Source organism: Paenibacillus sp. FSL F4-0087 (genome assembly GCF_038020215.1).
GTDB classification, from domain to species: Bacteria; Bacillota; Bacilli; order Paenibacillales; family Paenibacillaceae; genus Paenibacillus; species Paenibacillus taichungensis.
The window spans coordinates 3,995,095-4,009,312 of sequence record NZ_JBBODJ010000001.1 but is presented as its reverse complement, the minus strand read 5'-3'; the positions used below and the strand labels follow the sequence as shown (position 1 = coordinate 4,009,312).

Genomic DNA, 14,218 nt, shown 5'->3' with positions numbered 1-14,218 from the left:
ATCTATTATCAAAAAGGGGGTCATGAGATAAGTTTACCCGCTGTCTGTTAGAGTTCAATTGCAGCTATATTTCATTTGTGTAACAAATAATTGAAGTTCGTTTCAAGCCCCTGCTGTTTCATTAAAACGATCTATATTTTTCTAATTGAAAGACGCTCTTTGGATTTATGCTATATGCTTCTATTCTATGTTACTCGTGCTTGTCGGATACCAACGTTTGCAGGCGATTTTCCCAAGGAGAACGGACATGCTGTTCACGATACAGACTATAAACCTTAACATCCAGCAGAGTATCCGGCTTCTCACCATCCTCATGATTCAAAACAAACGAAGGCAGAGTCCGTTCATAAATCATACCGCTTTTGCAGAGGACCCGTTCGGATGATACATTTGCCTCGTAACAGCGCGCTTCCACTTTGCACAAATTAAGTTCGGCAAAACCGAATTCCAGCAAACGCTGTACTGCCTCAGTTGCGACTCCCTTACCCCAGCATGACCTGTTCAGAATATATCCAATCTGTGCGGTGCCGTTCTGGTCGTTCCAATGCTGGAATGAAGTGATGCCGATGATCTGTTCGCTGCCTTTCCAGCAGATGCCGTAATGCAGTGAATCCAGCTTGGCACTGCTGCTGCGAATCTGATTCAATAATCGCCGAGCCCGGATTGGCGTGGGCTGACTCCCCCTGTTTACATAACGAATCACCTGCGGGTCGGAAAACAGCTCCGACAACGTGCTGTAATCACTCTGACGTAATGATCGAAGAACAAGGCGCTCTGTCCATAAAGCAGGCAATCCTTGGCCCAGCATTTTTCGGGTCAGCATGACAATCGCTCCTTTTGCCTAACGGGTTCTAGTCCGGTAAGACAAGCATGCTCTGAGGATGATCCGGCGCAAATAAAATACATGGATAAACAATGAAACATCACTATACTCCACAGTACTCCGCTCAGTAGCCCGAACATTAGTATGCCAATTCATTACAGCGGATTATTCCTGACATAACTAATCCGTTTGCAGCCCGCGATAAACGCCCGTACGAAGTTCCCGGATATAAAAATCAAGGGAAGGCACCTGAGCCTGCTGAGCAATCTGTACTTCCTGCTCAATATCATAAGGAACCCTTACAAATTGAAGGTTGAACGGGTTGTTTCGATCAGTGCTGTTCTCTCCTTCAAGGATACAGTAAGAAGCCTGGGTAAAATCAAGCGGGTTACCCACACTGCCCGCATTAAACAACATTTTCCCATTCATAAATTGCAAGTATGCATTATGCACGTCCCCATATCCTACAACATCCGCCACACCAAGCTCAGGTTCATCTGCCGGAGCATCGAACATCGCTAACCTTTTCTCGATCTCATCCCACGGCTGTACACGGTGATATACACTTTGGGGAGAGGCATGCACCAAGCGAATCGTACGACCACTCAGCTCTAATTGGTGACTAAACGGCAAGCTCTCCAGATATGCCAATCGCTCCTTACCCAGCCGCTTCGCTTGCCAAGTAAAATTCTCATTGTCCTGATTAACCGCAACCAATTCATCCCAGTTGCCGCGGATAACTTGCTCACATGTCTCCCTCACCAGATCAACTACCTGTACCGGATCAGGCCCCTTGCCAACGAGGTCGCCAAGACAAAAGATTCGCTTCAATCCGCGACTCCGAATATCTTTTAATACTGCTTCCCAAGCAGTCATATTGCCATGAATATCGGATACAATCGCAATTCGTTCCATCCGGCTAACCTCCCTTTATGCTCTATATTGTTTATGTTGTTAACCCTTTAATTCAAAAACCGTCAATTCCGGCCTGCACAAAAAGCGAATCGGCAGTTGGGTCATGCCAAAGCCACGGTTCACATAGACTGGCATATGCTTATCCCCTGCGTAATATAACCCTTGAATATACTTGAGTGAACCTCTCGGTGTAGTCAGTGCCCCAATCCAGGGAAAACGCACCTGTCCGCCATGACTGTGTCCAGAGAGCTGTAGTCCGAAACCGTAAGGTGCTGCAATGTCTGCATAATCGGGCTCATGCATAAGCAGCAGTTTCCAGACCTCTCTGCTCAATCCCTTGATTGCTACAACAGGATCAGGTCTGCCCGTAAGCGCGTCATCCAAACCTGCTATCGCAATACGTGAATCCCCTCGTTCAATCAAAACATGGCTATTCCGGAGCAACGTGAACCCGGCCTCTTTAAACATCAGCTCCACTTCATGCTGCTGATGGCCTCGGTAATCATGGTTCCCCAATACGGCATATTTGCCATACTTCGCTTGCATTGAAGCCAGTGCAGGAATACATTCACGCATCGGTTCTGCCTCTCGTTCAACCATATCTCCGGTAAAACAAATCAGATCAGGCTGTTGTTCCCGTATCGTTTCAGCCAGCTTCTCCATTTGTTTCAGCCCCGTATGGAATCCAAGATGAGCATCACTGAACTGAATCACACGCAGTCCCTCGAATGCTTTTGGAAACTTGGGCAGTTTCAATTCAACATGCTTGATCTCCAGATGACGAGGCTCCCACAACCAGGCATATCCTCCTGTGAGCAAACTGGCACTCGCCGTCATTAAGATCATGCGCATCAAAAAACTGCGCCGGGAGGGATCATGATCCTTTTCCTCTCCGGGAAAAATGGAGTCCTCCGAATCAGATCCATACTTCGAGCGCCGGGGCGGCGAGATCTTGCTGCCCTCACGCGGTGTTTCTCCCATGCGTCCCCCTCCTTCTTCCGCTCCAAATCCATCCCCTTAGTATACCATATTCTGCATGACTAGCCCGGTTCCTTTGCGAGTACAGAAAAAGAAGCCGGGATCTTAGGCTATATATGCCAAGGATCACGACTTCTTCTAATGGTGCAGATCCGAAGTTCTGCATTTGATATGACTAGGTTAAACACCCAACCAGCGTTTGAACATGTGTTTGGTTGTTTGTTTGTTCATTTCGGCAATGGAGGTAGTCAACGGAATACCTTTTGGACAAGAGCGTACGCAGTTCTGCGAGTTACCACAGCCTTCAATACCTCCGTCTTCCATAAGTGCTTCCAAGCGGTCTTCAGCGTTCATCTCCCCTGTTGGGTGAGCATTGAACAGACGTACTTGAGAAAGAGCTGCCGGACCGATAAAGTCTGTTTTCTCATTCACGTTCGGGCAAGCTTCGAGGCATACACCACATGTCATACATTTGGACAGCTCGTAAGCCCACTGACGTTTCTTCTCAGGCATCCGCGGACCTGGACCGAGGTCATAGGTTCCATCAATCGGAATCCACGCTTTAACCCGTTTCAGGGCGTTAAACATCCGAGTACGGTCGATGACGAGGTCACGAACCACCGGGAAGGTTTTCATCGGTTCGATGCGAACCGGCTGTTCGAGCTTGTCGATCAGGGCAGCACACGCTTGACGCGGCTTGCCGTTGATGACCATGGAACATGCTCCACAGACTTCTTCGAGACAGTTCGATTCCCAGCAAACCGGGGCAATGGACTTGCCTTCTGTATTAACTGGGTTCCGCTGGATCTCCATCAGGGCGCTAATAACGTTCATGCCGGGACGGTACGGAAGCTCAAACTCTTCGTTGTACGAAGATGACTCCGGACTGTCCTGACGGGTGATGATAAACTTGACGGTTTTTTTTGCTGTAGCTGTGTCCGTCATATCGTTGTCCCCTCCTTTGGTGACGATGATTGATTGCTATCGTTACAAGACCACAATGTTCACAAATGGTCACTCCGCTGGCAGAAGATCCTTCCGATCGCTGTTATCCCCAGATTTCTTTGATCCACCTTATAGGGTGGAAATCCGGAAATAAAGGCGAACGCTTCGCTTCTTCAGTAATCTTCTGCCTTCTCCGTTCAGGTGTTAACTTTTAGATCATGTAAATATGAAATAAAATCCTCTTGGTGTTATGCAGTAAAGGCGAGCGCTTCGCTTCTTCTGGGCATTTCCGCTTCCTCCGCTACGTCGTGCACGCAGGGTCACTTTGTTGGAAACTGCACTCCATTCATTCTGGTTGGCAGTAACATTGAGAAGCTCGGCGTACGCTTTGCCTCTATGTGTCTACTGCTTTTCCGTTATGTTGCTAAGTCATTAACTTTATTAATAGACCGAAATTTCACTTTACTTAATCTTTCGAGTAGTCCCGGATCCGTGGTGGGATCAGGGAAACGTCTACAGGCTCGTACGAAATTTTCGGACCTTCCTTCGACCAGCTTGCGATCGTTGTTTTCAGGAATTCTTCGTCATTCCGTTCGGTGAAGTCCGGTTTGTAATGCGCTCCACGGCTTTCGTTACGCAGCAGTGCGCCCAAAGTCATCGCTTCTGCAAGTTCAAGCATGTTCCACAGCTGACGGGTAAATGCTGCACCCGGGTTGTTCCAACCGGAAGTGTCGTACATGTTGATTTTACCGTAACGCTCTTTCAATTCCTTGATTTTGCCGATAGTCGCTTCCAGCTTATCGTTGTAACGTACCACCGTCATATTCGCTGTCATCCACTCGCCAAGCTCTTTATGAATGACATATGCATTTTCATTGCCCTGCATATTTAGGATGCCTTCGTATTTATCGGTTTGGCGCTTGGTATAACCATCGAATACGGAAGAACTGATATCTGCGGACGATTTTTTGAGTCCTTTGATATATTCAACTGCTTTCGGTCCAGCCACCATCCCACCGTAGATTGCCGATACCAGGGAATTTGCACCCAGACGGTTCGCACCATGATATTGGTATTCACATTCACCAGCTGCGAACAGTCCTGGAATGTTGGTCATTTGGTTATAATCTACCCACATGCCGCCCATGGAATAATGGACTGCCGGGAAAATTTTCATTGGGATTTTACGCGGGTCATCACCCATGAACTTCTCGTAGATCTCAATGATTCCGCCGAGCTTCACATCCAGCTCCTTCGGATCTTTGTGTGACAAGTCGAGATATACCATGTTCTCGCCGTTCACGCCGAGGCCCATATCCACGCAGACACTGAAAATTTCACGCGTCGCGATATCACGCGGAACAAGGTTACCGTATGACGGATATTTTTCTTCGAGGAAGTACCAAGGCTTACCGTCTTTGTACGTCCAGATCCGTCCACCTTCACCACGAGCCGATTCGGACATCAGACGCAGTTTGTCATCGCCCGGAATAGCAGTCGGGTGAATCTGAATGAACTCACCGTTCGCGTAATTTACACCTTGCTGATACACCGCACTTGCGGCAGTTCCTGTATTGATAACTGAGTTGGTTGTTTTACCGAAAATAATACCAGGGCCGCCGCTCGCCAGAATAACTGCTTCTGCCGGGAACGTTTGTACCTTCATCGTTTTCAAATCCTGTGCTACAATCCCGCGGCAGGTGCCTTCGTCATCCACAACAGCTTGCAGGAACTCCCAGTTCTCATACTTCGTAACGAGACCCGCTGCTTCCCAACGACGTACTTGCTCATCCAACGCGTAGAGCAATTGTTGTCCAGTCGTTGCACCAGCAAACGCCGTACGGTGATGCTTCGTTCCACCGAAACGACGGAAATCGAGCAAACCTTCCGGTGTCCGGTTGAACATTACGCCCATCCGGTCCATCAGGTGAATGATGCCTGGTGCTGCTTCACACATCGCTTTGACTGGAGGCTGATTCGCCAAAAAGTCACCGCCGTATACTGTATCGTCAAAGTGTACCCATGGAGAGTCGCCCTCACCCTTGGTATTTACCGCACCGTTGATACCGCCTTGGGCACATACGGAGTGGGATCTTTTGACGGGAACCAGTGAAAATAAATGAACATGGACTCCGGCTTCAGCCGATTTGATCGCCGCCATCAATCCCGCGAGACCTCCGCCCACAATAATTACATTAGATGATGCCATTGCTGTTCACTCCCTTATAAGTCAGCATTTAAAGTCCAAATGCTTAAATCAGAACTGTCTTAACTGCGTCAATCATAGAAGTGGCTACCTGGAAATCCATGCTCCGGAAAGCAAGCAGCGATGCAATAAACATGAGAGCTACAATAGCAAACAAGCTCATGCAGATGTAGGAAGATACACGCTGCGCACGCGGACCGACGGTAATTCCCCAGCTAACCAGGAACGACCACAAACCGTTGGCAAAGTGATAGGATGCCGCAACCACACTGATCAGATATAAAATAAACGTTACCGGGTTCATCACGATGCCGTGTATGACACCGCCAAGCTCTTCGTGTGTGACATTCCCCAGCGCAACCTGGAAACGAGTCTCCCAAATATGCCAGATGACGAACACAAACGTAATGACACCGCTGACGCGTTGCAACGTATAGCGCCAGTTGCGCTCATTGCCAAAACGTCCCACGTTAGGCTTGGCCTGATAGGCAATGTACAAACCATATACACCGTGATAGAACAGCGGCAACCAGATGAGAAGCGTTTCAAGTACAATTACGAGCGGCAGGCCATTCAGAAATGCAACTGCATCGTTAAAGCCTTCTTTGCCGCCTTCAACTGCCGAGAAGTTCGTCACCATATGCTCAATGAAAAACAGACTGAGCGGAATGACGCCAAGCAAGGAGTGCAGCTTTCTGGAGTAAAACCCTTTCATAAAATGTCGATCCCCTTTCGCTAAATACAACGTTTTCATAAATAAAATTCGCTTATCATGACACAAACCTTTCCCAAGGAAAGGTTCGACAAATTGTTCCGTTTTCTTCAGGTGTGAACAACTTGTGTCACGATTCATGTTACTCCTTTTTTTCTTATAAGGGAATTGCAATATAATTATTAAATGTTATAACCTATAGTTATAAGTTATAAACATCGGTCGTGCAGGCCATACAACATGAAGAAATATTTGACAAGGAGATGCCTCACGCAAAGTACATTCATACGTTCATTAGAAAAGAGGTTAGTGCTCATGTTCGAGGAATTAAACGCTTTTGCGGCGGTTGTAGAGCAGTCCAGTCTGAACCGTGCATCGAAATTGCTGAATCTTTCACAGCCTGCGCTGTCTCGCAAAATCTCCAAATTGGAGGATGAACTCGGCGTAGCGCTCTTTCATCGCCGTGGTAAACGACTTGAATTAACCAGCGTAGGCCAGTTCGCCTATACTTTCGCGGTAGAGCAGAAACAGCAGCAACAAAAATTTCTGACCATGCTGGCCCAGTACAAGGACGAAGAACAAAGCTCCATTACGCTTGGAGCCAGTCTGACAACGCTTCAAACCACATTGCCACCGCTGGTAAATGCCTTTATGCAGAAACATCCGAATGCGGAAATCAAGCTGGTGACAGGGAAAACGCATGAAATTGTCTCTTTTGTGCGGGATAAAAAAGCCGATGTAGGCATCGTTGCATCCTCTATAAGTGAAGCCGGGCTAAACTGTGTGCCACTTTTTGATGATCATCTGGAGCTGGTTGTGCCCTTAACGCATCCCCTATCGGGTAAAGAAGCCGGAATGGAACATTTGCAAGATCTGCCGATGATTACGTTCTCCAAAGGAACCTGGTATCGCAAATTAACCGACGACCTGTTCCAGCGCTGCGCCGTGATGCCGGATATTCGCATGGAGATTGATTCCTTTGAAGCGATTGTCCGTCTTCTGCCTACCTGCAAAGCTGCAGCCCTTTTGCCCAAGTCATATCTCCGCCCTCAGTTGCTTGCGGACAATGATCTCGTCTCGGTATATCTGCCGCAATTGCAACAGACCCGGCGAACAACCTGCATGATCTATGGGGAAAAGGAAGACCTCAGCCAAACCTCCAGACAGTGGGTCAGAGAAACGGCTGCGCTCTTTACAGCAAAGGCGCCGCTGCCCTCACGGAGGACTACGACGCCTTAGCATTCATATCAATCAGCCGAGCTCAACGCTCTGCTTTCATTTAATAGACTCAGCTCTAGCTCTCTTGGCTGATCACTTCTTCCTCAAAACGGTCAATGTCATCATTCATGCCGATAATTACCATGATATCACCCATCTGAAGCGAGTCCAGTGCAGTCGGGGCAATGATGACCCCGGCTTCCTTTTGCAACGCTACAATGCTGCAACCAAAGCGTACTCGAGCATTCAGAGTAGACAGCGTTTTATTATGCAGACAGGCCGGAACCTTCATCTCCACAATACTGTAATCATCGGACAATTCGATATAATCCAGCAGATTTGGGGTGACGAGCTGATGGGCAACCCGGATTCCCATATCACGCTCAGGATAAACAACACGATCGATCCCCAGCTTGTCCAGTGCCCGTCCATGAAGAACTGAAATGGCTTTGGCCACAACTGTTTTTACACCGAGTTCCTTCAGTAAAATAGCAGTGAGAATACTGGTCTGGATATCAGCCCCGATGGCAACGATACAGCAGTCAAAATTACGGATGCCCAGGGAGCGCAGCACTTCCTCATCCGTTGAATCCGCGACGACGGCATGGGTGACCAATTCACTCATGTCTTCGACGACTTCTTCATTTTTATCGATACCCAGCACTTCATAACCAAGCTCCATTAATTCCTGTGCCAGACTGGAGCCAAAGCGCCCAAGCCCAATTACCGCAAACTGCTGTGTTTTCATTGTTCTTCACGAACCCCTTATCCAATAATCATTTTGCCTTCCGGATACCTGTACAACTCTTTACCCTTTTTCTGTCCGAGTGCATACGCGAGCGTAATTGGTCCAAGACGTCCTGCAAACATCGTGAAACAGATCAAAAGCTTGCCGATCGTGGTCAGCTTCAGTGTAAGCCCCATAGATAAACCTACAGTACCGAAGGCGGATGTTGTCTCAAATAATATCATTAAAAAACTGCTGTCTTCCGTCGTACTAAGCACCATCGTAACGGCAATAATGAGCAACAGTGCAAGCAGTGTAATCGTCAGTGCTTTGAAAATACGTTCCTGTAGGAGCCGATATCTGAAAAAGACGATATCTTCCCGTCCTCGCATCATGGCATAGACAGCTCCGGCCATAATCATAAATGTGGTTGTTTTAATACCGCCTCCGGTAGAACCGGGAGAAGCACCAATAAACATTAATATAATGATGAAAAATTGCGTTGCCTGTCTCAGACCAGCAATGTCTACCGTATTCGCCCCTGCTGTTCTTGGGGAAACCGACTGGAAGAACGAACCGAGAATTTTACCACCCCAGTTCAGGCCACCCAATGTCCGGGGATTGCTGAATTCAAATACAAATATAACCAAAGCTCCAAATATGATTAACAATCCTGTTGTCAGCAATACCACTTTGGAATGCAGCGACAGCTTCTTCGTCCTCCGATACTCCACCAGATCAGACAAAACGACAAAACCGATTCCTCCTGCAATAATAAGGAACATGGCTGTAAAATTCACGAGCGGATCATACACATACCCGGTTAAGCTGCGGAATTCTCCGAACATATCAAACCCGGCATTGTTGAACATGGAGATGGCATGCCAATATCCATAATAGATGGCCTGCCCCATTGGCATATCAAACGACCACCGAATGGCGAATAACGTGCCACATATGCCTTCCAATATGAGCGAGTAGATCACAACTTTGCGAATAAGGCGGACAATCCCCTCCATCGTGCTCTGATTCATCGCTTCCTGCAAAATCAACCGCTCACGCAGAGAGATCCGCCGTTTGAATGCAATCGCCACCAGTGTCGACATCGTCATAAAGCCAAGGCCGCCAATTTGAATCAGGATTGCAATTATGATCTGACCCAACGTCGAAAAATGAGTACCCGTATCCACCACAACCAGCCCTGTTACGCAGACTGCGGAAGTCGCAGTGAAGAGTGCGTCAATAAAAGGAAGGCTGACCCCGCTTCGACTGGATGCCGGGAGCATCAACAGAAGTGTCCCGAGCAATATAATACCCGCGAACCCTAGGACCAGAATTCGGGGTGGCGATAGACGCATCCATTGAACATTCATTTTCACTTGAGTATCATCCACCTCTGCCAAAAAGAAAATGACTCCACGATGTGGAGCCTTTCTCCGAAGCGCTTTTCCACATGACTTGACGGAATAGCCAAGCACTTGGAAAGCCTCATTTCGGAGTGTAAACATGTATGATTTTCGCTGTAACACATATACATTAGGTTGGAATACCTTTTATACATTCTATTCGTTCCCTTGTTAGCCTAAAGACATGCGGAATATTGGACATTTGATTCAAAATTATAAGCGCTGGGACGTTTGTATACAAAACGATTTTTGTGTAAATAGCATCGAATTCCGTCAAAAAGGGAAAAACTCAGATATGGCGATGGATAGATCAGATTGTTTCGATCATTTTCATTCGTTTTCATGCATTTGCACCACTTCTCGTTTCGTCATTGGCATTCGGGGCTTGGGCTGTGCTATCTTTACTTTAATATCCATATTAATAAAGGAGGAACAATATTAAATGAATCCCTTAGGGCAGCCTTTGGTACTCAAAGCTAACTTCAAGCGTTTAGGGTTGCTTGCGGCGATTGGCCTGATTCTGTTTTTCGTTTTTCAAATCTTTCCTGCCACCTCATCGCAAACGACTGATATTCAGTCTACTTCCTTCATAAGCAAGGAGAAAGCGGCGGAGTCGGCACGATCTTTTGCAGCTTCTCTACCTGATTATACCCTTCCGTCAAATACCGGAAACGAGCTTGTGACGTACCAAACCCATTCCGACATCTATGGGTATATGGCCAAAACCAAACAGTTAGAAACCTATAACAAGAAATGGGAAACAACCTATCCTTACGATGTGTACCGCGTTCGTTTGCCCGATCAGGACAAAGGCGGTTATTTGAATGTTGACGTACATATGAGAACAGGAAAAGTTGTCGGTTTCAAGCGCGAACTGCCGTCTTCCCTGTATGCATCCATTGAGGCTGAGCAGGACAAAAGCAAAGTAAATGCTGCCCAACGTTTAGCTGAAGATAACCTTTCCCTAAATGAAAAAGAACAGCTTGCCGCTGGCGTTCTTGGCGAATTCGGGTATAATGTACCGAAACTTCAACTGGACACCCGTGAAGAAGAAGCGGGGCTGCAATACACAGATAACGAAAAGCAAATTGGAGATTCCAAGCTGGAACTGAATTTCACGTTTGAAAACGGAGCCGTTCGCTCCTTCGAATCGGTCTTCTCGGTTCCTACCTCCCATACCGACTATGTACAAAATCAGACCCGGCAAGCCAACTGGATGACTTATGGCGGTTATGCTTTCCTGACCTTTGTGCTTGGCGTGCTCGCGATCATCTACAGTATTCTGACGAGAGCACACACGTCATTCAAACGCGGAATCGTTCTGTCTCTGGTATACTTTGCAGCTTCCGTGATTGGCACACTGAACATGATTCCGCTCTTTCAGGCGCAGGGGCTGTCTAACTTTATGCTGACCTTCCTGATGGTGATGCAAGCTGGGATTACGCTAGTCATGAGTGCAACCATCTATCTGTCGCTCGTTGCCGGTGACGGCATGTGGCGCAAAATCGGTCTGAATCCTTGGCCTCGAGCCAAAGAACCCGGATACGGCAAATATGTCCTGCACAGTATGTATACAGGATACTTATGGGCGTTGATTCTGCTGGGTGTGCAATCCGTACTGTTCTTTATTCTGGAGCGCAGTATTGGAAGCTGGTCAACAACATCGGCTGACCAGTCCACATACAACATGAGTTATGCCTGGATCTTCCCGATTATGGCCTGGATGGCCGGGATCGGTGAGGAAACGGTCTATCGTCTGTTCGGAATTCGCATGATGCAGAAGGTTGTACGCAATACGTTCATTGCTTGCCTTATCCCAACATTAATTTGGGCTCTGGGACACACCCTGTACCCAATCTATCCGGTCATCACACGTCCAATTGAGCTTACTGTTATCGGACTCTTGTTCAGTCTGATCATGCTGCGCCACGGCTTCATCGCCGTTGTATTCGCACATGTTATCTTTGACAGCCTGTTGATGGGGCTAAGCCTGATCTTCATGGGTGATGCACTGAACATTTCCGCAGGACTCTTCTGGATTGTGCTTCCGGCCATCGTTGGTTATGTCATCTATAAGATGAATCCAAAACAAAAAGAGAAGCCGTATGTCACGACTCCTCATCACGAAGTGCTGCAATAATCTGATTCGCAAGCTTGTCACCAATAGATAGAGGCCGGAAGTCTTCGACGCTGGCCTCTTTTATTTTGCGTAAAGAACCAAAATGCTTCAGCAGCAGCTTGCGCCGCTTTTCGCCGATACCCGGAATGGCGTCCAGACGGGAAGTCACCATCGATTTGCCACGCTGCTCGCGGTGGAACGAAATCGCAAAACGGTGGACCTCTTCTTGAATCCGCTGCAACAGGTAGAACTCCTGACTGTCACGCGGCAAGGAGATGACTTCCGGCGGGTTGCCGATCATCAATTGTGAGGTCTTGTGCTTCGCATCCTTTACCAGGCCACATACCGGAATAAACAGCCCCAATTCATTCTCCAAAATATCGACCGCAGCCGAGATCTGTCCTTTACCACCATCGACCACAATCAGGTCAGGCTGGGTCAGATTTTCCTTCAATACCCGCTCGTAACGGCGACGGATAACTTCTCGCATCGTTTCATAATCATCCGGTCCTTCAACCGAACGGACCTTGTACTTCCGATATTCCTTCTTATCCGGTTTACCATCGGTAAATACGATCATGGCGGATACCGGGTTCGTACCCTGGATGTTCGAGTTATCAAACGCTTCAATACGGTGAAGCTGATCCAGTCCAATAAAACGTCCCAGTCCTTCAGCGGCTTTCGATGTCCGTTCTTCATTCCGCTCAATCAGGCGGAACTTCTCTTCCAATGCCACACGTGCGTTATCCACGGCCATGGTGATCATCTGGCGTTTCAATCCACGCTGCGGAATATGGACTTTAATTTCCAACCATTCCTGCAATGCTGCTGCGACCTGAGAAGGATCTTCGAAGCCTGGAGGCTGTTTATCAGCCGATACATCTTCCTGAGCAACAGCGTCGTCTTGGTTAACCATCGCAGCTTCTTCCGCTTCTGCTTCGGGTTGGATATCACCATAAGATGCACGGGACTCGGCAACACGTAGCTCAACCGCAGAATCTTGCGCCAATCGCGTTGTCTCTTCTGGCTCGATTGTCACCGCCGCAGGTACCGCTCCATCAGCATCGGATATATCATCCGCACCACCGTCACCCGCTGCTAGATCTTTTGGCATTTCCGGCAGTAAGATTTCCTGTGGCAACGCTGGATTATCACTGTAATACTGGGTCACGTAAGACATAAAGTCACTGTATGCCTCACCGTAAAACGGGAACGTTGATACGTGTCGTTCGATCATTTTCCCCTGACGCATATATAGAATCTGGACACACATCCAGCCTTTATCAATGGCAAAACCAAACACATCGCGGTCTCTGGCGTCCGCCATCGTAATTTTCTGTTTTTCCATCATCGCATCAATGGCAATGACCTGATCCCGAAGTTCCTTGGCTCGTTCAAAATACAGATCCTCAGCCGCTTCCTGCATTTTGCGCTGTAAATCCTTCTTGATCTCCTCATGCCCGCCACTCAAAAATGAACTGATCTCCTGGGAGATCTCATCATACTGCTCCTTGCCCACTTCTTGCACACAGGGGGCGAGGCACTGTCCCATATGATAATACAGGCATACTTCCTTCGGCATCACGCCGCATTTGCGTAACGGATACATCCGATCAAGCAGCTTTTTCGTTTGGTGTGCCGCATATGAATTCGGATAAGGTCCGAAGTATTTGGCTTTATCTTTGAGCACCCGCCGGGTCACTTCGAGTCGGGGATGCTTTTCATTCGTAATTTTAAGGTAAGGAAATGTCTTATCATCCTTGAGCAACACGTTATACCGCGGCATATGTTTCTTAATCAGGTTACACTCCAGAATGAGTGCTTCCATATTGCTGCCGGTAACGATATATTCAAAATCACGGATTTCGGACACCAGGCGCTGTGTCTTCCCATTATGACTGCCGATAAAATATGATCTTACGCGATTCTTCAGCACTTTGGCTTTACCTACATAGATAATGGTACCTTCACTGTTTTTCATCAGGTAACAGCCGGACATGTCAGGCAGCAAAGCCAGCTTGTGGCGGATCTGCTCCAGAGCCTTCTCCTGTTCCTGCACGTTTGTAATGAATTCATCCATAATTCGGTGGGTCCTCCTTCCCGATTACTGAGAAAGCTGATAGCTTCACCTTACATGAGGCACTCCGATGACAGAATGACCTTTCGATC

The 14,218-nt window shown here is 47.7% G+C and carries 11 protein-coding genes; 2 read left to right on the top strand and 9 right to left on the bottom strand.

Translation table 11 applies throughout. From position 1 onward, the window contains the following. Positions 1–190: 190 nt before the first annotated feature. The 6 genes from MHB84_RS18480 to MHB84_RS18455 form a co-directional block, all read right to left on the bottom strand. Positions 191–823, bottom strand: a complete 633-nt coding sequence (locus MHB84_RS18480; RefSeq protein WP_083679041.1) for a GNAT family N-acetyltransferase — start codon at positions 821–823, stop codon at positions 191–193. A 180-nt stretch (positions 824–1,003) separates the two neighbouring features. Further along, positions 1,004–1,738 (bottom strand): metallophosphoesterase family protein, encoded by a 735-nt coding sequence (locus tag MHB84_RS18475; RefSeq protein WP_076290884.1) that lies wholly within the window; start codon positions 1,736–1,738, stop codon positions 1,004–1,006. Positions 1,739–1,777: 39 nt separating this feature from the next. After that, complete coding sequence (locus MHB84_RS18470) at positions 1,778–2,719, bottom strand: metallophosphoesterase (RefSeq protein ID WP_076290885.1); 942 nt, start codon at positions 2,717–2,719, stop codon at positions 1,778–1,780. 177 nt (positions 2,720–2,896) lie between these two features. After that, the gene (gene sdhB, locus MHB84_RS18465; protein ID WP_053783217.1) at positions 2,897–3,661 is read right to left on the bottom strand and encodes a succinate dehydrogenase iron-sulfur subunit; all 765 of its coding nucleotides are present in this window, start codon (positions 3,659–3,661) and stop codon (positions 2,897–2,899) included. Positions 3,662–4,127: 466 nt separating this feature from the next. Beyond that, positions 4,128–5,870 carry a succinate dehydrogenase flavoprotein subunit gene (sdhA, locus tag MHB84_RS18460; protein ID WP_076290886.1) on the bottom strand — a complete coding sequence of 581 codons (1,743 nt, stop codon included), beginning with the start codon at positions 5,868–5,870 and terminating at the stop codon, positions 4,128–4,130. A 43-nt stretch (positions 5,871–5,913) separates the two neighbouring features. Further along, positions 5,914–6,582, bottom strand: coding sequence for a succinate dehydrogenase cytochrome b558 subunit (locus tag MHB84_RS18455; protein WP_076290972.1), 669 nt, complete (start codon positions 6,580–6,582; stop codon positions 5,914–5,916). A 312-nt stretch (positions 6,583–6,894) separates the two neighbouring features. Here MHB84_RS18455 and MHB84_RS18450 point away from each other — a divergent pair, with 312 nt between their 5' ends. Then, positions 6,895–7,818, top strand: a complete 924-nt coding sequence (locus MHB84_RS18450; protein WP_076290887.1) for a LysR family transcriptional regulator — start codon at positions 6,895–6,897, stop codon at positions 7,816–7,818. 55 nt (positions 7,819–7,873) lie between these two features. Here the strand turns inward: MHB84_RS18450 and MHB84_RS18445 are convergent, their stop codons facing one another. Both MHB84_RS18445 and MHB84_RS18440 read right to left on the bottom strand, forming a co-directional pair. Continuing rightward, positions 7,874–8,545, bottom strand: a complete 672-nt coding sequence (locus MHB84_RS18445) for a potassium channel family protein (protein ID WP_076290888.1) — start codon at positions 8,543–8,545, stop codon at positions 7,874–7,876. 17 nt (positions 8,546–8,562) lie between these two features. Next, positions 8,563–9,897 carry a TrkH family potassium uptake protein gene (locus tag MHB84_RS18440; protein ID WP_076290973.1) on the bottom strand — a complete coding sequence of 445 codons (1,335 nt, stop codon included), beginning with the start codon at positions 9,895–9,897 and terminating at the stop codon, positions 8,563–8,565. A 475-nt stretch (positions 9,898–10,372) separates the two neighbouring features. Between MHB84_RS18440 and MHB84_RS18435 the strand changes: the two genes are divergently transcribed. Then, positions 10,373–12,070 (top strand): CPBP family intramembrane glutamic endopeptidase, encoded by a 1,698-nt coding sequence (locus tag MHB84_RS18435; protein WP_076290889.1) that lies wholly within the window; start codon positions 10,373–10,375, stop codon positions 12,068–12,070. On the opposite strand, the gene uvrC is transcribed toward MHB84_RS18435, so the two are convergent. Continuing rightward, positions 12,039–14,129 carry an excinuclease ABC subunit UvrC gene (gene uvrC, locus MHB84_RS18430; RefSeq protein WP_076290890.1) on the bottom strand — a complete coding sequence of 697 codons (2,091 nt, stop codon included), beginning with the start codon at positions 14,127–14,129 and terminating at the stop codon, positions 12,039–12,041. The genes MHB84_RS18435 and uvrC overlap by 32 nt on opposite strands. Positions 14,130–14,218: the final 89 nt, after the last annotated feature.

What these genes read in the sequence shown, in the direction of transcription:
- uvrC (WP_076290890.1), bottom strand. Translation starts at nt 14,129, where the DNA reads ATGGATGAATTCATTACAAACGTGCAGGAACAGGAGAAGGCTCTGGAG.
- MHB84_RS18475 (WP_076290884.1), bottom strand. Translation starts at nt 1,738, where the DNA reads ATGGAACGAATTGCGATTGTATCCGATATTCATGGCAATATGACTGCT.
- sdhB (WP_053783217.1), bottom strand. Translation starts at nt 3,661, where the DNA reads ATGACGGACACAGCTACAGCAAAAAAAACCGTCAAGTTTATCATCACC.
- MHB84_RS18480 (WP_083679041.1), bottom strand. Translation starts at nt 823, where the DNA reads ATGCTGACCCGAAAAATGCTGGGCCAAGGATTGCCTGCTTTATGGACA.
- MHB84_RS18450 (WP_076290887.1), top strand. Translation starts at nt 6,895, where the DNA reads ATGTTCGAGGAATTAAACGCTTTTGCGGCGGTTGTAGAGCAGTCCAGT.
- sdhA (WP_076290886.1), bottom strand. Translation starts at nt 5,870, where the DNA reads ATGGCATCATCTAATGTAATTATTGTGGGCGGAGGTCTCGCGGGATTG.
- MHB84_RS18435 (WP_076290889.1), top strand. Translation starts at nt 10,373, where the DNA reads ATGAATCCCTTAGGGCAGCCTTTGGTACTCAAAGCTAACTTCAAGCGT.
- MHB84_RS18455 (WP_076290972.1), bottom strand. Translation starts at nt 6,582, where the DNA reads ATGAAAGGGTTTTACTCCAGAAAGCTGCACTCCTTGCTTGGCGTCATT.
- MHB84_RS18470 (WP_076290885.1), bottom strand. Translation starts at nt 2,719, where the DNA reads ATGGGAGAAACACCGCGTGAGGGCAGCAAGATCTCGCCGCCCCGGCGC.
- MHB84_RS18445 (WP_076290888.1), bottom strand. Translation starts at nt 8,545, where the DNA reads ATGAAAACACAGCAGTTTGCGGTAATTGGGCTTGGGCGCTTTGGCTCC.
- MHB84_RS18440 (WP_076290973.1), bottom strand. Translation starts at nt 9,897, where the DNA reads ATGAATGTTCAATGGATGCGTCTATCGCCACCCCGAATTCTGGTCCTA.